Raw genomic sequence first — 17,632 nt, 5'->3', positions numbered from 1 at the left:
CTGTCAAGATAAGAGCTTGTTTTGTTTTTGGGATGGATAGGTCAAGTCTTCTGTTGGATAAGATAAAGAGGACTTTTGCGATTTTACTCTTGAACCTCTGCAGTAGTGTCTTCCTCTTTATCAGTCTCAGACTGGCCAAAAGGTAACTGCTTACTCCAGCGTGATAGGTTTTCTCGGATATCCTTGCCAATTTCAGAAAGATTAGGTATGCTAATGTCATCCTTCCAGCTTTGAACACGCATATTCAGCAGGAGCTTGGACAAGCGCAGCAGCATGTCACGTTCTTGGTCTGTTAGAGATTGAGCATTTTTCAGGATATCAAGGACTTTGTTAAAGTTTTCAACATTGGACAGTTCATCGACAGACTGGATACCAGTATCCAAAATCAGTCCGAAAAAGAGGTCGAAAAAGTCTTTAAGTTCTTCATCTGAAACGGTGCTCACCCAATTTTTAAAGGTTTTGTCTATCTGAAGGCTCTCTGCATCTAATGTATCCAGCAATAGGAATGAGTTCCCCTTGATCTTCCACGAAAAGGTATCGTGCTGGGCAAAGCCGCCGATGGCACTGCTTTTGACAATCCTAGCTTCCTTAGGTGTTTCCAGCATCATGCCGACGATGGAGTTCTGAGGCAGGTAGCGTTTCATCCTTTCAACCACAGTCTGATAGCCATCGCTTTCGATGACAGAGTGATTGAGACCAGGAGAGTCATAGCTGTAGATGGCTTCAATGCGGTCTTGGAGCGATGCTTCCATCTGACTGGCTGCATAAGAAGCTAGGTTTCCCCCTTTGGAATGGCCAGTTAGGATAAAGTGACCGGGCAGGTTTTCTAAGGCTCTCTGCAGGTAGCGGGCGGCCATTTTCTGAGCAGGGATTTGAGCCATATAGGTCATGTGGAAGTCTTCCTTCCAGCCAACGATAGAGTCGTCCGTTCCGCGAAAGACCAGGACATAGGTATCGGGCTTGATTTTGAAAATCAAGGCAGCGAATTGCTTCTGGATATCTTGGTCAATGTCATTGACATAGCCCATCAGTTTTAGATTTTTAAAGCGGGTAGATGCTGCGGCCAAATCTAGCAGTTTTAGTCGGTTTTTGCTAACCATCATGGAGAGGTCGCGCGGTACTTGGTCGGCCAAATCCAGCAGTCGGCAGTCGCAGTAGGGGGACATGTATTCATGCACTAGTTGGTCAAAAGGCAAGTAGGTTAGCTCTGTCAGAATTAGCAGATCCAGTTCATTGAAAGCTTTATCATAAATGCTGTCATGCTGGACTTCTTCAAGGTAAGTAAAAATATTGCTCATGTTTTATCTCCAATTTCTACTAGTTAGTATAGCATATTTTTCTGATAGAATTTCTTTTTTCCAGAAAAATCCTACCTTAGACTGAGGATGATAAACAAGCAAGCGCATTTTTTGGTATAATGTTACTAGTAAGCAATCGGGAGGGAAAGATGCACAAGATTTTACTAGTAGAAGATGATCCAGTCATCCGTCAGATGATTAAGAAAATGCTGGAACAGTGGGGCTTTCAGGTAGTGGCAGTCGAGGACTTTATGGATGTACTGACTGTCTTTGTTCGAGAGGAGCCACATCTGGTGTTGATGGATATCGGCCTGCCCTTGTTCAACGGCTATCATTGGTGTCAGGAAATCCGCAAGATTTCAACGGTGCCTATCATGTTTCTGTCTTCCCGCGATCAGTCCATGGACATTGTCATGGCTATCAATATGGGGGCAGATGACTATGTTACCAAGCCTTTTGACAATAATGTCTTTCTGGCTAAGGTTCAGGGCTTGCTGCGTCGTTCCTATGAGTTTGGAAACGACCAGAGTCTCTTGGAGCATCAGGGTGTCATTCTCAATCTCAAGTCGACAGATCTGGTCTTTGATGGCAAAGTGGTGACCTTGACCAAGAACGAATTTCAGATTTTGCGGGTCCTCTTCGAGCACTCGGATGGTATCGTAGCGCGTGATGACCTGATGAAGGAACTCTGGAACAGTGACTTTTTCATCGACGACAATACCCTATCGGTCAATGTCGCTCGCCTGCGTAAGAAGCTTGAAGAGCACGGGCTGAAAAACTTTATCGAAACCAAAAAAGGAATAGGATACGGTCTCATCAATGGACACACAGGATAAATTTTTCTTTCTTAAGTCTTATCTTTATTCACGGCGATTTTTTCTAGCTCTACTGATTCTGCTGCTAGGCTTTATTCTGATCTTTGCCTTTGTCTTTGATGCTTACCGCAGTCTGCTGGAATATGTCGCGCTCTTGCTGGCTTTTCTATCTTTCTTGTTTATCGGAGCAGATGCTTGGACGTCCTATAAGGCTTATCGCAGCCAGAAGCTACAGGCCTCTGCTCAGGCTCAGACTCCTCTAGAAAAGCTCTTGCAGGAACGAGTGGAGGAGCTGGAGTACGAGCAGAAGAATCAGCTCTTGGTTGAGCAGGAGAAATACAATGATTTGCTGGACTACTATACTCTTTGGGTTCATCAAGTCAAGACACCTATTGCTGCCAGCTCGCTCTTGATTGGAGACTTGAAGGATAAGGAAACCAAGACTCAGTTGGAGCAGGAACTCTTTAAAATCGAGTCCTACGTTCATCTGGTGCTTCAGTACCTCCGTCTGGAAAGCTTCCACGACGATCTAGTGCTGAAGCAGGAAAATCTGGCTGATTTGGTCAGAGAAGTAGTCAAGAAATATGCCCTTTTCTTTATTCAGCAAGGACTCAGCCTCAATCTTCATGATCTAGACCACACGATTGTCACTGATAAAAAGTGGTTTCTAGTGATTTTGGAGCAGGTCCTGTCCAATAGTCTTAAATACACCAAAGAAGGCAGCATAGAGATTTATTTTCATGAGGACAGACTCTACATCAAGGACACGGGTCTGGGCATTCAAAATGCTGATTTGCTGCGGGTTTTTGAGCGTGGTTTCTCAGGCTACAATGGTCGTCTGACCCAGCAGTCATCAGGCTTAGGTCTTTATCTGTCCAAGAAAATTGCTGATCAGCTGGGACATAAGATTGCTATAGACTCTCAAGTTGGTCAGGGAACGACGGTTTCCATCGCCTTTCCTGAGAAGAAATTGATCTTTGAGTAGGAGAAAGAAAGTTGCTAGTAGTGGTTTATGATAGTCTGACTGGTTTGGGAAAGAAGTTTGCTAATAGTCTGGAAATGCCTAGCCAGTCAGTCTGGAAAAAGCTGGAGGAGCCCTGTATTTTAGTCAGCAGAAATAGCGGAGCAGGGCAGATTCCGTGGACGACCAAGCGCTTCATCAGAAAGTACAGACGTCTAATCAAAGGCTTTGTCATCAATGGCAACCAGAAGCGTTATCCGCGGACCTTTTGCGGGGCAACGGATAAGATAGTGGAGCAGTATGGTCTCCGCCATATTCGTAACATAGAGGGCTCTGGAACGGAAGAAGACCGACAAACAGTCAAAGACTTTCTGGAACAGTTGCAGACAGATGAAAGCTCTCATAAAAGTAACTAGGTTTTGTCCTATTTTTACGAATGCTCCTGCATGATTTTTAAAAGTGACAAAATTGTAAGAATAAAACTAGCAAATGAAAGGTTAGGTTATGGTACCGGCCTTTCTTTTTTATTATCATAGAGTCAAGAAATAAGAAGGAGACAGAAAAATGAAATCAAAAGGTATAAATGCTTTTCAGTTGAAGCTCTTCATGGCATTTCTTATGGTTTTTGACCATATCAGCCAGATACCGGGGCTGGTGCCGGACGGCTGGGATGGCGTCTTGCATGCCCTAACCCGCTGTGTCGGAGTAGCATTTGCCTTCATGGCAGTGGAAGGTTTTCTCCACACTCGTAACCGCCTAGCTTACAATATGCGGCTCTTCTTTTGGGCAGCCCTGATGCAAACAGGAAACTGTATCTTGACGCTTCTCTTTCAGGAGAAGGGCATTTACCTCACTCACAATATCTTCCTGACCTTGGCCTGCGGGGTCCTCATGCTGAGTCTTTTCTTTGGTTTTTCTGAAAATGGCGGAGCTGCTAAGGATAGGAAGCGTGGTTTGCGGATAGCGGCAGGAGTATTGGTCTTGCTGGTTGGGCTTCTCTTTAGCGAAGGCGGCATGGCTCTGCTTCCTTTCATGCTCTTGACCTACCTTTTTAGAAATCAAGTCTTTTTCAGAAACTTGTCCTATGTAGTTTGGGCGGGAATTCTCTTTGCCATGAGTATTCAAATTTATCCAACTCTGCAGGACACGCTATCTATGTTGCTCTATAATTCAGACTGGCTCTTTATCAGTGTTCTTCCTCTCTTGCACTTCTACAATGGTGAGCGAGGATCCAGCAGCAAGTGGAGCAAATATTTCTTCTATATTTTCTATCCAGCCCACCTTTGGCTAATTGCTTTGATTGCCTTTTGGGTAAAATAAAGCCCATCTCATCTTACAAAAGTGTAAGATTGCACTTTAAAATGTAAGCTTAGGTTATGGCAGGGTGGTTGGTATTGAGATAAAATAGACTTATCAATTAGGAGGCAGTTCATAAATACTGCTAAAAGCAGGGCTTTGATAGGTGCCTGCTAGACAGAAAGGAAGCAAGATGACATTATTAGACGTACAGCATGTGAAAAAAATTTATAAAACTCGCTTTCAGGGTAGTCAAGTGGAGGCACTGAAAGACATTCACTTTACGGTAGAAAAAGGTGAATATGTCGCCATCATGGGTGAGTCGGGTTCTGGGAAATCCACCTTGCTCAACATCCTAGCCATGTTGGACAAGCCGACTGAGGGCCGCGTCTTTCTCAACGGAACTGACACGGCAACCATCAAAAACAGCCAGGCTTCCAGCTTCCGCCGAGAGAAATTAGGCTTTGTCTTTCAGGATTTCAATCTGTTGGATACCCTGTCGGTCAAGGATAATATTCTTCTGCCGCTAGTCCTCTCTCGCCGTCCCATTACCGAGATGATGCAAAAGCTGGTCACGACCTGCAACGAGCTGGGGATTAACAAGCTGCAAGAGAAGTTTCCTTATGAGATTTCCGGTGGCCAGAAGCAACGGGTTGCAGTAGCTCGAGCCATCATCACAGATCCTGAGATTCTGCTGGCGGATGAGCCGACGGGAGCTTTGGATTCCAAGTCTTCGGCAGCCTTGTTGGATGTCTTTGATGATATCAATGCCCGCGGTCAAACCATTCTCATGGTGACCCACTCAACTGCAGCGGCTAGCCGTGCCAAGCGGGTGCTCTTTATCAAGGATGGGATTCTTTATAATCAAATCTTCCGCGGTGACAAGACCGAGCGGCAGATGTTCCAAGAGATTTCTGATACTCTGACAGTTATGGCAAGTGAGGTGGGCAATTATGTTCAAACTAACGAGTAAACTGGCTTTGTCCAATCTGGTTAAAAATCGCAGTTTGTATTATCCATTTGCTTTGGCGACGGTACTTGCAACAGCGATTTTGTATAGTTTTGTCTCACTGGCTCATAGCCCCAACATGGAGACCTCTTATGGTGGTTCGGCAGCTCGCATGACCTTGCAGTTTGGTATCCATGTCATTCAGATTGCCGTCCTTATCCTCATTACCTATGCTAATAGCTTCGTCATGAAAAACCGCTCCCGAGAGTTGGGAGTCTATAGTCTGCTGGGCATGGAGAAAAAGCATCTGTTAGTCATGACCTTCTTTGAGCTCTGTGTCTTTTATCTGGTTACAGTTGGTCTGGGAGTCTTGTCTGGCCTAGCTTTAGATAAGATGCTCTATGCAGTTCTTTTGAAATTGATGGGAATGCCGGCAGTTCTTGCCTCGACCTTCCAATGGAAGAACGTCTGGATGACTCTAGCTAGTCTGGGTGTCGCTTTTGCGGTAATTTTGTTGCTCAACTCTACGCGTCTTCTACGCTATAGCTCTCTTAACCTAATGAAAGAAAAGAAAGCAGGCGAGAAGAAGGGACGCTTCCTTTTTCTGCAAACCTTGCTGGGGCTCCTGCTCATGGGTGTGGCTTATTATATGGCTTTGACCGTTACCAAGCCCGTCGCTGCTATCGGCAATTTCTTTATAGCTGTGGTCATGGTTATCATCGCAACCTATCTGCTTTTTAATGCAGGTTCAATTACACTATTGAAATTTCTCAAAAAGCGCAAAGGCTACTACTATAAAACGCAGAATTTCATTTCTGTTTCCAATCTCATCTCGCGGATGCGTAAAAATGCAGCAGGATTGGCAACTATCTCCATTCTATCTACCATGCTCTTAGTGACTCTGGTTGGTACAATCAATATCTATGTTGGAGGTCAGGATTATATTACTACCTTGCATCCAAAGGATTACAATGTCAGCGTCGTCTTGCCGAAATCGACCGATCAGAAGGAGGCTCTGTTAGACAAGGTTCAGCAAGTCGCTCAGGACTCAGGTCTGAAGAAGCCGAGCTATACTACCTATCTCTACCAATCAGCCTTCATTACGAAACTGTCTGGTAATGATGTAACAGTTCCAATGCAAAGAGAGCTGGAGTCGGATACAAGTATCTTGACCAAGTCTGCCGGCACGATTACAGTCATCAATCGTCAGGATTATGAAAAAATGACAGGGGAAAAGATAGACTTGGCAGACAATGAAACCTTAGTTTACGGGAAAAATATTTCCTTGAATAAGGATAAGCCTCTCCGAGTGAATGGCAAGGACTGGAAGATTAAGCAGCTTTTATCGTCGAATTTCACGCATGGGGAAATTCCTAATCCAAACGATGTGACCATGGAACAGGGGCTCTATATGGTGGTCAATGATGTCAAAGAGGTTAATCTCGATGTGGATCATTACTACTACATTGGAGTTGCTTCAGAGACTAAGGGCAGTAAAAAGTTTGTCGAGCAAGTCCAACTGGGGTTGAGGGACGCTTTGGATCAGGAACAGGCTCAAGATGGTAGCTTCGCAATAGCTAGTGACCGTTATAGTGCAGAAAAGAGCTATCAAGAACTTACTGGAACCTTGCTCTTCATCGGTGTCTTCCTCTCCGTTATCTTCCTTCTAGGAGCTGTTCTCGTGATTTACTACAAGCAAATCTCTGAAGGATATGAAGATCGCGATGGCTTTATCATCTTGCAAAAAGTTGGTTTAGATGAAAAGCAGACTAGAAGTACCATTCGTAAGCAGATTTTGACTGTTTTCTTCCTACCTCTCATCTTTGCTTTTCTACATGTAGCAGCGGTCTTTCACATGTTGCGCTTGATAGTTGCCCTACTAGGTGTGACCAATCTTCCTCTTTTGATTCAGACGACACTTGCAACTTGCGGAGTCTTCCTCCTGACCTATATTTTAGTTTTCTTACTGACTTCACGCAGTTACCGCAAGATTGTCGCCCGCTAATAAACTTCCCTGACCGAATGGTCGGGGAAGTTTTGATGTCAATAAGCCATTTTTAGTTGTAGTGAATTATATAGTATGACTGGGATTGAGTGAAGAGATAGATTTATAACTCAGTCTCGGGTTTTTAGATTTCATAATTTCTCTCTCTTTATTCATTTGAATATGTGTATAAATTTGAGTCACATTGATTGAACTATGACCAAGAATTTTTTGGATATAACGGATATCGACATCATTTTCTAACAATTGTGTCGCAAAAGTATGGCGAAACATGTGTGGAGTTACAGGCTGGGTAATATGTAATTTTTGTTTTAAATCATTTAATATTAACCTGACAGCTTGCTCTGATAGTTTTTGATGGTAACGATTGAGAAATACATACTTAGAATTTATCATAAAATTCTTTTTATAATAGTTCAAAAGTTCCATAAAATCTTTATCTTCAATGTAGACTACTCTTTCTTTGTTTCCTTTCCCTTTAATAAATAACGTGCCTGTTGAGAAATCAATATTTTGCCACATCAAAGAACAAAGTTCAGAAATTCGAAGGCCAGTCCGAATAAGGAGCTCTATAATGAGTACGTTTCTAAGAGAAATAAATTTTGAAAAGCAGGTATGGGAATTATTTAAATTTTGATACACTTGTAATAAAATCATACTGATGACTCTAGGGGAGATCAGTCTGGGCAAAGATTTGTCATTTTTAAATTTACACTTTATTTTTTTTATTGGATTTGAAAGGATGATTTCCTCACTTTCTAAATAAGAATACAGACTTTTAATAGATGCAATTTTCCTTTTTAGTGTTCTAGTATTATCATATTGCTTAGATAAAAAATCTATATATGGCTTAACATCCACTGATGAAAGATCATTTTTATAAATGAAATGTTTAAATTGATATAAATCATTTTTATAGGCTCTAATAGTGTGAGAACTTAATTTTCTAAATTCACATTCTTTTAAAAATTTTTCGATAAATAAGATATCTGGCATTTGGAACTCCTTTAAGATTATAATTTATATTTTAAATAAATTTCATATAAATTTCTAGCGATAATAAATAGTTATCAGTAGGAGAGGGAAGTTCTATAGTGAAAAAGTTAATAAAGTCTTACCTTGAAAAATTTGACAAAGAATGCCAAAAAACTAATCTATTTTTGGTTGCCAATTTGCAAATGCAAACTAAAAAAATGTCTTATTATACAATTGAACACGCATCTGATAGTGAATTTTTTTCGCTATCAGAATTTGAGGAGATAGCCTCAGCATTGTTAAAAACTGGATTATGTTTGAATGTTTTTTATACTGAAATAGATTTCGTAGAATATATATTAAAACACTATTCATACTTATCAAAAGAAACATTATTAGTTTATAATTTGGCTAGAGACGGACGAAAAGAAGGAAAAAAATCGTTGATTCCATCTTTTTGTGACTATTTTAGTATTGATTATACAGGTTCCAATGCGCTAACGGTTTCATTATGTCGTAATAAATTTATTTGGGGAGCTGTTGCAGATAGGTTTAATATTTCAACACCTAAAACGGTTTGTATAAAAGGTGGCGAAGTATTAGGTGAGCCTTTTGAAACTCAAAAATATATTAGAAAAGAGATTTCAGAATCAGCAAGTATTAATCTTTCCAATGATTCAATCGTAGATAATTTTGAGTGGAAAAATATTGAAAAAACAGATTTTCTTTTGCAAGAGTATATTTCAGGAATTGAAGTTGAAGTCCCATTTTTTAATATTAAAGGAGAGTATCTTGTATTAAATCCAGTAAAAATCGTATCTTATTCAGAAATTTTGACAAGCGAACTATCTGATAGCAATAGCTATTCATTTGAAATGTTAGAAAATCAGCAAATATGTACGGAATTAAAAAAAGCAACAAAAAAACTCGCCAAGTATTTAGGTATAACGACTTACGGACGAGTTGATTTTAGAATAAAGTCAGATGGGAGTTATTTTGTATTTGATATTGCAACAATGCCTTACACAACTAACCATAGTTCATTTAATTATAACTTCGAACAATATGGATTTACAATGACCGATGTTCACAAACTAGTAATACTAAGTAGTTTATAATGCACTAGTATACTGTATATCAGTCAGCATAAGCCCCATTCGATAGTAAGTCCACTCCTTTGAAGAGAACTTAGATTGTGATAGAAATTCAGAAAATTCCTTTCCTGTTTTTACATCCGATTTCCAAATTCTTCCATAACGACGATGTTTTTCAATCAGCATTTTTTTCTCTGATTGAAAGATTATTGGATAAAAATTTTTTAATTGCAAATATTTATTTTTAGCAAGTTGGCGATTATTCTCTAGCAATGATTTACAAAACTCAAACCACCCGAAAAAATAGCGGTAAAAGTCATCTATTGAAGTATCATTGACATCAGCTAAATTATCAACTCCCATCAATTCTTCAAGTCTCGTTTTATAACATTTGTACTCTTCTGTTTTAGAAAAATACAGAGAGATTGAACATAGATTTGTATATATTAAGTGTTTACTCACATCATTTAAATCATACTCAGCAAGAATGCCTTCAAATTGAGATTTCCAATAATCAAATTCTCCTTCCAAACCTGAAAGAAAGTCTAGTACAATAAAATTATTTTTTGATTTCCAGTATAGTGGGAGATTATATTTATCTGATAATGATTCTATTTCTTGTTTCACCTGATTTGCTCGCTCATAGTTAGAAGAAACAAGTAATAATCCTAGAAGACTACCAAGTGTGTAATACTGTTCAATTTTATCATCAAGATTGTTAAAAAATTTTAAAGCTTTGTTTGCATCATCAATTGATCTATCGTTGTCCTTGTATAAAAAACTTTTTCTTAAATAGATATTTTTAAGATATTGTGCACTTTGCTCAATATCTTTTGTTACATAAAATTTATTTACGATATCTTCATTTAAAACTTGAAATTTATCAATTTCATTAAGTTTATCTATCAAATGAGGTAGTAGCATATAAATACATGAAAGATAGTGAACGGGCTCAATAATGACATCTTTGGCACTTTCGGCTAATATATTGTCGTAAAGTGTATCACAAAGTGAATGAAAAGAAAAATCTTGTGATGTATTTCCCTGAAAATTGATATCATTTTTTAATAATATTGAAGATAGTAAAGAACTTTCGGGTAAGATTTCTTTATAAAGGGAGTTAGCACCATCTGTATATTTGTATTCAATACATTTTAAAAATGTTGATTTAGTCTCTTCGGTGAGAAATTCAAGCCTATTTAAACTATTTTTTTCACTTTCTAGTATCTCATTTTGATTCAATAAATGTTCATACCAAAGTAAATATAGTGATAGCAAATACTCTTGACTCTCCTTAAGTCTTGCCGAAATTTCTATTTTTAGGCTGTAATTAAAAGGCTCTTTCCCGCATAGATAATGATAGTACCGTCTATAAATTTCTTTTTGTCCTTTTTCAACTGTTAAAAGAAGCTTATTTTTCATAATCAGTATCAAACTATAAAAATTTGTTCTATTTTTTGCAGGGATTAAGACTAGTAATTTTTTTAATATATCAATGGCTTTTTCAATTTGAAAAGTTTTTAAATTAAAATATTCTTCAGCATCATACGGGTTGAAATATTCAGGAAGAACAGATAGCTGATATATGAAGTTAATATCAATTTTATTCTCTCTAAAATCTTTCTCAATCGTGTTTAACAAATCATCCAATAATTTTTCAATATTAGAACTATTACATGATAGTGAAATAAAATTGTAAATTTCTTCTAAGTTCCCTTTTGTTAGAGGATACAGTATATCTACCAAATCGTCAGATATATTTGAAGTTTGTATAATATTACCTAAAGTGTCCTTTAGATCATCTAATTCAAAATGATGAATATCAAGTTTTTTTGAAAAGTTAATGTCATTATTGTTTAACTTCGTGCCCCCAACTACAATAATAATTGATTTGTTATATTTATTTTCATAATCGGAGATATTATTAATGAGACGTATAAAAAATAATTTTAGTTCACTTTCCAACCACTCCCAATGCTGAATTAGGAATATTAATCTATAGTTGCTGCTGTTATTTAGTATTTTCTTCTCTATCTCAGTTGAATCATATTTAAATGAGATGCCAGCTGTGCCGAATCCAGATATTGACTTATTAACAGATATTGAAATAGGTTTGAAAAATTTTTCTGTAAAGGAAAGTTTATACTTATCTGTAATATCTTTATCGCCGAAATCACTATATAATACTGTCCCATTTCCCTCAATTCCTATTTCTAATAGTTCTTGAGATATCTTATCAAATGCTAAAGATTTTGATAAAGAATCTTCGAATGGAACATACAGTGAAAGTGACTTTCGATCTGTATGAGTTTGAATAATTGAATTAGTAATTTCTGTTAAAAATTGATTCCAGCGAGACATAATTAAAATTCCTACCGATAACTATTTATTATCGTTATTATAGCATAATAACGATAATAAATAAACTTAGAATTTTATATGTTTTTTTCAACCTCTCATCTCCCTCATTTTACCGCTTGTCCAAAAAGCTGAGATTTTTCAAAAAAGACTTGCTATCATAGTCTCAGAAGTAAAGAAAAGGAGAAAAGATCATGTTAGTAGAAACGAAAAATCTTAGCAAGGTTTATGGCGATAAGGTGGCAGTTAATGATCTGAATATTCAGATTGAGAGAGGCAGTTTCACAGCTATTTTAGGACCAAACGGAGCAGGAAAATCTACGACCATTCAGATGCTGATAGGTCTCTTGAAGCCAACGTCTGGGCAGATTTGCTATGCTGAAAAGCTTAGGCTGGGTGTGGTTTTCCAAAACAGTGTGTTGGACGCCCGGTTGACAGTTTTGGAAAATCTGACTATCAGAGCCAAGCAGTATAAGGAGATGCCGGCAGGTAGAATCGAGTGCTTGGTCTCTCAGCTCGGCTTGTCAGTCTTTGTCAAGCAGCCTTATGGGACACTTTCTGGCGGCCAGAAGCGCCGGGTGGACATTGCTCGAGCCTTGCTCAATAGTCCCGACCTGCTTTTTCTAGATGAGCCTACGACAGGCCTGGACATTCAGACTCGGGAGAGCATCTGGAGCCTTCTCAAGCAGATTCAGAAAGAAGAGCAGATGACCATTGTCTTGACAACCCACTATCTCAATGAAACTGATGATGCGGATAAGATCTATATCGTAGATCATGGTCAGGTCATTGCCCAAGGCTCTGCAGACCAGATTAAGGGAAACTATGCCCGCAATGTCTTACGGATTTTGAGTCAAGATGCAACAGGTTTAGAGAAAAGCTTGCCAAGAGGCTACGCTTGGGAGCAAGTTAAGGAAGGGGAATTTATCCTCCACCCTAAAACGACTCAAGAAGCTCTGACCTTATTGGCTCAGGCTGGTCCCTATATCGAACAATTTGAATTCCAACCCGGAACCATGGACGATGCCTTTATGGCACTGACAGGAAGAGAGGTACGCTAATATGCTCGCTTTGATAAAACGTAATTTTTTACTTTATTTCCGCAACCGCAGTGGGGTAATTTTGTCCCTCTTCGGAGCCATTATTCCCTTTGTGCTTTATATCGTTTTTTTGAAAAATAATTACAAAGACCATTCCAGCCAGCTGATGGACTTGTGGCTGATTGGCGGCGTGTTGGCAGTTACAGGATTAACGACCACATTGGCAGCATTCTCTCGGCAGGTCGAAGATCGGGAGCGGAAGGTGACAGACGACCTCTTTATCACAGACTTGGGACCATGGGGCTTGCAGCTTAGTTATCTTGTCAGCTCTGTTATTATCGGCTTTTTGATGCAGGTCATTATGTTTGCCTTTATGCTCAGCTATTTTACGCTAGCGGATAAAATTTCTTTTGAGTGGGGAATCCTTCCTTACCTGGTTCTTCTGATGCTCTTAAACAGCCTCTTGTCCACACTGATAAATGCTCTGATTGTTCAATGCTTCAAATCAGTGGATAGTTTAGGGAAATTGGCAACAGTAGTCGGAGCAACTTCTGGTTTTCTAGTGGGTACCTATATCCCCATTGGAACCTTGCCGAACATGGCGCAAAACCTGATGAAGCTTACGCCTTCTAACTACATGGCATCTCTTTTCAGACAGGTTCTCATGAAAGAAAGTCTAGCAGATACTTTTGCCAATAACAGCCAGCCGCAAGCAGCTTTTGAAAAAACAATGGGAATTCGCATTGAATGGCAGAAGCTCTTGACAAGGACAGAAACTTTCTATATAGTTGGAATAGTTTTAGTTGCAATAGCGCTTATTTGGATGGTGCAAAATATGATTGCCATCCGCCGGCTGAAACTACAATAGAATGTGAATAGGGAGCTTCCTCTTGCAAGCAAAATTTGAAACAGATCCAACCATTTCATCCAAGGATCCGCTGGTTGTGGTCAAGGCAGACCAGCTAGGGGCAGAAGCCAAGGCCATCTTAGATTATTTAGAACAGTACAAGGCAGGGCCAAGTGGCGTCCTGCCTATCAAGTCGGACGATAAACTGGTCATGTTGAGGACAGAAGATATTATCTTAGCAGACATCAACCAGACAACTCTGATGATTTACAGCAGAGAAGGCATTTGCCAGACGACAGAGACCTTGACTCGCTTTCAGCAACGGATTAACAGCTCGAACTTTATCCAGGTTTCTCGGCATGCTGTCATCAATATTGACCATCTGGAGTCTTTGTCTGACAGCTTTTCTGGCAATATGACGGCCAAGCTGACCAATCAAATCAAGACTGAAGTCAGCCGTCGTTATGTCAAACTCTTGATGGAATATCTGGGAATCTAGGAGGTAAGTGATGAGTATAAAAAAATGTCTACACGCTATATTAATGGGCATCCAGACAGGGAGTGCGGTCTATCTGATTGTCCTTGCTCTCTCCATTCAAAAACATCCGCCCACAACAAGTAATATCGTCAGTGTCATGGTGATGAGCGGTTTGATCGGACTCATCAGTTCAATGTTAAAAACTCTTGAAGACCGCTTCTCTTTTTCAGTCTCGGTTTTGCTACATTTCGCTGCGGTCGCAGTCTTGGTATGCTGCTTCATGGTCTACAATAACTGGGGATTTTTAATTGCCAACTGGCATTTCTGGCTGGATTTTATTCTGATTTATCTCTTTGTATGGCTCTTTCTTTACTTGGATACCAATCTTAAGACCAAGAAGATTAACAGCGCCTTGGCCAAGCGCAGAAAGGAAAAAGAAGGCAAGTGACTTGCTGAAAAACGTTCTGACAAGCATATCATAAAAATAAATGGAGCTGGACTATATCCTGCTCCTGTTTTTTATATCTAAAAAAACTCAAGCTAAATTTTCTAGCTTGAGTTTTATGTGCTATTACACTCCCAATCTGATATGAGGGAAGTGGTTGTAGAGATAGTCAAAAGTTGACTGGAGTTTGGTATCTGTTGTTTTACCAATGTTCTTAATAGGCATTTGGTATTTCTTTTGATTGTTTCGAACAGCAACTAAGGTTGAGTTTCTGTTTGAAGCAACGAAGCCGCGATGCATGGTGAGAATATGGTGGTAGAGATGGACGACCTGTTTGAGATCAATTGCTTTGAAACCTCGATAGTAGGTAATGAGATGGTCTTTATAAACAGCAATTTTCAGCACATCATCGTGGAAAGACGCTTGCTCCAGCAGGATATTGAGATTATCTTTGGTCTCTGGATAGGCTGCATAGATTTCTTCGTAGGCAGCGATATTTTTCTTGCGGCCGATAATTCCTATAACGACAAAGAAAGCACTGAGTCCAATCAAAAACAGAATATAGAACATGAATGCAAGATTGTCAGATTCAAATTCAGTGATAGAGATATAGGAGCTGCTTGACATTACTGTGATGACTTCGGGATTGTCTGCTAGGAGACCGCGAACGAGGCTGCCATAATTAGAAATATATCCCTGATTCTTCTTAGGGGAGTTAGCATTAACGTAGGAACCAACGATTCGGACAGGATTTTTTTCCAGCTCGCCCTTTTTCTCTTTTTCCAAGAGCTGGGCAATCTGCTTGTCCCCTTTTTTAGCCTGCAGACCAACATATCCGTCTTGGTAGGCAACCAGCCAAACTTGGGTATTATCTTCTACTTCAATCAGAGCCTCTGGGAAAATATATGACACTTCAGCATAGACTGCTGAATCTGCTCCAGACTCGCTATTTCGGTCATAGGCAGTCTTAGTGTTGACCTTTTGGTATTGGATAAAGCCCATTACTGCAGCAACAACTAGAAAAATAAGAGAAATTACCAGTAGGGCGATGGTACCCTGGTTTCGTCTTTCCTTGAGCATAGCTCAACCTCCAAAATAAAATCTAAAAAATAATTTGATTAGCAAACTATCTTTTTTGTATAGTATAACATAAATGCTTGACAAGTGGCAAGATTGTGTTAAAATATGAATGAACATAAAAACGAATTCATTCACAAAAGAGGCAGGGAAATGGATAAAAAAAATGAGCTCCTGGCTGCGGCTAGAGAAGTCTTTGCAGAAAAAGGCTATAAGGCAGCTGGAATTTCTGATATTGCTAAGAGAAGCCAGATGGCTGTCGGATCCTTTTACAAGTATTATGAGTCCAAGGAAGCTATCTTCTTGGAGGTTTATATAGCTGAAAATAGCCGTATACGTGAGGAAACCATGCGACGTGTGGACTGGCAGGGCGAGCCCGAGGCAATCGTTGAACAGCTTTTTGCAGTCACTTTTGAGTTGATTTCACCCAATAAAATTCTGGCTGAGTGGAACAAGCCGGGCATTTCTCAGATTCTGCATGATTACTATAATCAGGATTCCGGACGAGCGTCCAACGCTTTTCATCAGTTTCTGATTCAGACCTTCAGCCAGCGCTTGCAGGAAGAGGGCTTTTCGAAGGAGAAAATTGCGGAGATCATGAAGGTATATGACTTGATTTACTACATAGACATGCATGTCACAGAGCAGGAATTTTCAGGCTACTTCGATAGTCTTGAGACTTTAGTGAAATATTTTGTTAAGGGGATTTTTTCCAAATAGAGGAAATTCCTTTTCTTAGAAGCCGAAATGAATGAATCTATAAAACTATTCATTCACAAAGAAGGAGGTGATGTCTTATGTAGTGCGAATAGGAATGGGAAGAAACGTGATTGGATAAGTTTAAAGTGAATTATTTTTTAGAAAGTTTTGAATGAATATTAGGAACTGTTCATTCAAAAATAGAAAGTGAGGAAAAAAATGAATAAGCAAGGAGGATTTGCCATGAGTGGAATGGCTATTTTAGGTATCTGTCTAGTGCTGATTGGTCTTTTGACCATTGGCTACGGCGGCGTGACAGTTGGTTTTAGTTTGAGTGTGGATTTTCAGTCATTTTTAGTCGGAGGTCTCATCCTTGTCCTAATCGGAGCAGCTTTGATTCCGAGCTTGCCGGCAGTTGTTAAGCTGACGGCACTGGCTTTGGCAACTTTGTCATTGCTGATGTACATTCACATGATGCCAGATTTGGAGTTCATGCTTATGCTCATCTCAGATGTTGTGGTTTTAGGCTTTGCGGCTTGGTTTGCTATCCTTTTTTTAAGAAAGTAGGTGATGAAGATGATTGTAGTTTATGATTCAAATACTGGTATTGGTAAACGATTTGCAGAATCACTGGGCTATCCGACCCAGAACATCAAGGAAAAACTGGAAGAACCCTGTATCCTCATTACTCGAAATGCTGGTGCTGGGAAAATTCCTTGGTCTACCAAACGCTTTATCAAGAAATATCCTGGGCTGATTAAAGGTTTTGTTAACAATGGCGACTCTGTTAAACACGGCCGGACCTTCTGCGGAGCTACTGCCCTGATTATCGAAAAATATGGACTCCAGCATATCTGCGATATTGACCAAGGCGGAACTCCAGAAGATGTCAAGACTGTGCAGGCATTTTTGGCGGAGTGCTAGTCTCATCAAGTTTCGCATAAATGGAGAACTCGTATGTCTAGGTTCAAGAAAATTGGGAGCTTGTTTCTGGCTCTGATTTCTGTCTTTATCCTAACGGCCTGCGGGCATACACAGAAAGAGCCCGACACTTCAGATAAGACGGAAAGAAATTCTTCCAAACAAGAAGAAACAGATCAGAATCAGGTAGATGCAACTTCCAGTGCGTCACATAAAGATTGACTTTTTTGTCAAAATAGAAGAGCTGAAGTTGTTCAATGATTTTTAGGTCATCTTTTGGCCTGTTTTGCCTACCATAAAGGAGAGAGAAGGCTTAGCGTCTTCTTTCTCCTTTTTTATGATAAAACCCTGTGAGCATTCCTATAGTTTTTTAA

19 protein-coding genes are annotated in these 17,632 nt (G+C 39.6%); 15 read left to right on the top strand and 4 right to left on the bottom strand.

Annotated features, from left to right (window positions below; translation table 11 throughout):
• Positions 1-83: 83 nt before the first annotated feature.
• On the bottom strand, positions 84-1,298 hold the full coding sequence (locus RSK81_RS09125; RefSeq protein WP_315686606.1) for a DUF2974 domain-containing protein: 1,215 nt from the start codon (positions 1,296-1,298) through the stop codon (positions 84-86).
• Positions 1,299-1,447: 149 nt separating this feature from the next.
• Between RSK81_RS09125 and RSK81_RS09120 the strand changes: the two genes are divergently transcribed.
• The 6 genes from RSK81_RS09120 (at position 1,448) to RSK81_RS09095 (ending at position 7,324) form a co-directional block, all read left to right on the top strand.
• Positions 1,448-2,134 carry a response regulator transcription factor gene (locus tag RSK81_RS09120; RefSeq protein ID WP_009659088.1) on the top strand — a complete coding sequence of 229 codons (687 nt, stop codon included), beginning with the start codon at positions 1,448-1,450 and terminating at the stop codon, positions 2,132-2,134.
• Complete coding sequence (locus tag RSK81_RS09115; protein ID WP_002903202.1) at positions 2,118-3,098, top strand: sensor histidine kinase; 981 nt, start codon at positions 2,118-2,120, stop codon at positions 3,096-3,098. The genes RSK81_RS09120 and RSK81_RS09115 overlap by 17 nt, the downstream gene beginning before the upstream one ends.
• Positions 3,099-3,109: 11 nt before the next feature.
• Positions 3,110-3,490, top strand: coding sequence for a class Ib ribonucleoside-diphosphate reductase assembly flavoprotein NrdI (locus RSK81_RS09110; RefSeq protein WP_268682305.1), 381 nt, complete (start codon positions 3,110-3,112; stop codon positions 3,488-3,490).
• Between the two features lie 148 nt (positions 3,491-3,638).
• Positions 3,639-4,394 carry a TraX family protein gene (locus RSK81_RS09105; RefSeq protein ID WP_011837282.1) on the top strand — a complete coding sequence of 252 codons (756 nt, stop codon included), beginning with the start codon at positions 3,639-3,641 and terminating at the stop codon, positions 4,392-4,394.
• Positions 4,395-4,563: 169 nt separating this feature from the next.
• Entirely contained in the window at positions 4,564-5,343 is a 780-nt protein-coding gene (locus RSK81_RS09100; RefSeq protein WP_002899832.1) for an ABC transporter ATP-binding protein, read from the top strand.
• Entirely contained in the window at positions 5,324-7,324 is a 2,001-nt protein-coding gene (locus RSK81_RS09095; protein WP_125347138.1) for an ABC transporter permease, read from the top strand. Before RSK81_RS09100 ends, RSK81_RS09095 begins: the two co-directional genes overlap by 20 nt.
• A 66-nt stretch (positions 7,325-7,390) precedes the next feature.
• Here the strand turns inward: RSK81_RS09095 and RSK81_RS09090 are convergent, their stop codons facing one another.
• Positions 7,391-8,320 carry a tyrosine-type recombinase/integrase gene (locus tag RSK81_RS09090; protein ID WP_125347137.1) on the bottom strand — a complete coding sequence of 310 codons (930 nt, stop codon included), beginning with the start codon at positions 8,318-8,320 and terminating at the stop codon, positions 7,391-7,393.
• Positions 8,321-8,418: 98 nt separating this feature from the next.
• Here RSK81_RS09090 and RSK81_RS09085 point away from each other — a divergent pair, with 98 nt between their 5' ends.
• Positions 8,419-9,417 carry a D-alanine--D-alanine ligase gene (locus tag RSK81_RS09085; RefSeq protein ID WP_268682304.1) on the top strand — a complete coding sequence of 333 codons (999 nt, stop codon included), beginning with the start codon at positions 8,419-8,421 and terminating at the stop codon, positions 9,415-9,417.
• Here RSK81_RS09085 and RSK81_RS09080 read toward each other — a convergent pair.
• Positions 9,412-11,754 (bottom strand): DNA repair protein, encoded by a 2,343-nt coding sequence (locus tag RSK81_RS09080; RefSeq protein WP_268682303.1) that lies wholly within the window; start codon positions 11,752-11,754, stop codon positions 9,412-9,414. The genes RSK81_RS09085 and RSK81_RS09080 overlap by 6 nt on opposite strands.
• A gap of 191 nt (positions 11,755-11,945) precedes the next feature.
• On the opposite strand from RSK81_RS09080, the gene RSK81_RS09075 reads away from it, so the two are divergent.
• Genes RSK81_RS09075 through RSK81_RS09060 form a run of 4 tightly spaced genes read left to right on the top strand, consistent with a single transcriptional unit; the run spans position 11,946 to position 14,564 of the window.
• The gene (locus RSK81_RS09075) at positions 11,946-12,812 is read left to right on the top strand and encodes an ATP-binding cassette domain-containing protein (protein WP_125347026.1); all 867 of its coding nucleotides are present in this window, start codon (positions 11,946-11,948) and stop codon (positions 12,810-12,812) included.
• A gap of 1 nt (position 12,813) precedes the next feature.
• Positions 12,814-13,659 (top strand): ABC transporter permease, encoded by an 846-nt coding sequence (locus RSK81_RS09070; protein WP_315686602.1) that lies wholly within the window; start codon positions 12,814-12,816, stop codon positions 13,657-13,659.
• Positions 13,660-13,681: 22 nt separating this feature from the next.
• The gene (locus RSK81_RS09065) at positions 13,682-14,137 is read left to right on the top strand and encodes a LytTR family DNA-binding domain-containing protein (protein ID WP_315686600.1); all 456 of its coding nucleotides are present in this window, start codon (positions 13,682-13,684) and stop codon (positions 14,135-14,137) included.
• 10 nt (positions 14,138-14,147) lie between these two features.
• Positions 14,148-14,564: a DUF3021 domain-containing protein gene (locus RSK81_RS09060; RefSeq protein WP_002923695.1), complete on the top strand. Its 417-nt coding sequence runs from the start codon at positions 14,148-14,150 to the stop codon at positions 14,562-14,564.
• Between the two features lie 123 nt (positions 14,565-14,687).
• Here RSK81_RS09060 and RSK81_RS09055 read toward each other — a convergent pair whose 3' ends face one another.
• Positions 14,688-15,641, bottom strand: coding sequence for a hypothetical protein (locus RSK81_RS09055; protein WP_125356724.1), 954 nt, complete (start codon positions 15,639-15,641; stop codon positions 14,688-14,690).
• 105 nt (positions 15,642-15,746) lie between these two features.
• On the opposite strand from RSK81_RS09055, the gene RSK81_RS09050 reads away from it, so the two are divergent.
• The 4 genes from RSK81_RS09050 (at position 15,747) to RSK81_RS09035 (ending at position 17,480) form a co-directional block, all read left to right on the top strand.
• Positions 15,747-16,358 (top strand): TetR/AcrR family transcriptional regulator, encoded by a 612-nt coding sequence (locus RSK81_RS09050; RefSeq protein ID WP_315686597.1) that lies wholly within the window; start codon positions 15,747-15,749, stop codon positions 16,356-16,358.
• A 198-nt stretch (positions 16,359-16,556) separates the two neighbouring features.
• A complete protein-coding gene (locus RSK81_RS09045; RefSeq protein WP_125351203.1) occupies positions 16,557-16,904 on the top strand; it encodes a hypothetical protein in 348 nt (115 codons plus the stop codon).
• Positions 16,905-17,261: a class Ib ribonucleoside-diphosphate reductase assembly flavoprotein NrdI gene (locus RSK81_RS09040; protein ID WP_185759981.1), complete on the top strand. Its 357-nt coding sequence runs from the start codon at positions 16,905-16,907 to the stop codon at positions 17,259-17,261.
• A 33-nt stretch (positions 17,262-17,294) separates the two neighbouring features.
• The gene (locus tag RSK81_RS09035) at positions 17,295-17,480 is read left to right on the top strand and encodes a hypothetical protein (protein WP_125351201.1); all 186 of its coding nucleotides are present in this window, start codon (positions 17,295-17,297) and stop codon (positions 17,478-17,480) included.
• The last annotated feature ends 152 nt before the right edge of the window (positions 17,481-17,632 follow it).

It is taken from the genome of Streptococcus sp. DTU_2020_1000888_1_SI_GRL_NUU_041A (genome assembly GCF_032387735.1).
Taxonomy (GTDB): domain Bacteria; phylum Bacillota; class Bacilli; order Lactobacillales; family Streptococcaceae; genus Streptococcus; species Streptococcus sanguinis.
The sequence above is the reverse complement of the archived record's forward strand: the minus strand, read 5'-3'. Positions and strand labels throughout refer to the sequence as shown.

Excerpts from the sequence above, each read along its gene's own strand:
- RSK81_RS09080 (WP_268682303.1), bottom strand. The coding sequence starts at position 11,754 with ATGTCTCGCTGGAATCAATTTTTAACAGAAATTACTAATTCAATTATT.
- RSK81_RS09090 (WP_125347137.1), bottom strand. The coding sequence starts at position 8,320 with ATGCCAGATATCTTATTTATCGAAAAATTTTTAAAAGAATGTGAATTT.
- RSK81_RS09060 (WP_002923695.1), top strand. The coding sequence starts at position 14,148 with ATGAGTATAAAAAAATGTCTACACGCTATATTAATGGGCATCCAGACA.
- RSK81_RS09105 (WP_011837282.1), top strand. The coding sequence starts at position 3,639 with ATGAAATCAAAAGGTATAAATGCTTTTCAGTTGAAGCTCTTCATGGCA.
- RSK81_RS09100 (WP_002899832.1), top strand. The coding sequence starts at position 4,564 with ATGACATTATTAGACGTACAGCATGTGAAAAAAATTTATAAAACTCGC.
- RSK81_RS09035 (WP_125351201.1), top strand. The coding sequence starts at position 17,295 with ATGTCTAGGTTCAAGAAAATTGGGAGCTTGTTTCTGGCTCTGATTTCT.
- RSK81_RS09045 (WP_125351203.1), top strand. The coding sequence starts at position 16,557 with ATGAATAAGCAAGGAGGATTTGCCATGAGTGGAATGGCTATTTTAGGT.
- RSK81_RS09095 (WP_125347138.1), top strand. The coding sequence starts at position 5,324 with ATGTTCAAACTAACGAGTAAACTGGCTTTGTCCAATCTGGTTAAAAAT.
- RSK81_RS09125 (WP_315686606.1), bottom strand. The coding sequence starts at position 1,298 with ATGAGCAATATTTTTACTTACCTTGAAGAAGTCCAGCATGACAGCATT.
- RSK81_RS09050 (WP_315686597.1), top strand. The coding sequence starts at position 15,747 with ATGAATGAACATAAAAACGAATTCATTCACAAAAGAGGCAGGGAAATG.
- RSK81_RS09075 (WP_125347026.1), top strand. The coding sequence starts at position 11,946 with ATGTTAGTAGAAACGAAAAATCTTAGCAAGGTTTATGGCGATAAGGTG.
- RSK81_RS09055 (WP_125356724.1), bottom strand. The coding sequence starts at position 15,641 with ATGCTCAAGGAAAGACGAAACCAGGGTACCATCGCCCTACTGGTAATT.
- RSK81_RS09115 (WP_002903202.1), top strand. The coding sequence starts at position 2,118 with ATGGACACACAGGATAAATTTTTCTTTCTTAAGTCTTATCTTTATTCA.
- RSK81_RS09070 (WP_315686602.1), top strand. The coding sequence starts at position 12,814 with ATGCTCGCTTTGATAAAACGTAATTTTTTACTTTATTTCCGCAACCGC.
- RSK81_RS09120 (WP_009659088.1), top strand. The coding sequence starts at position 1,448 with ATGCACAAGATTTTACTAGTAGAAGATGATCCAGTCATCCGTCAGATG.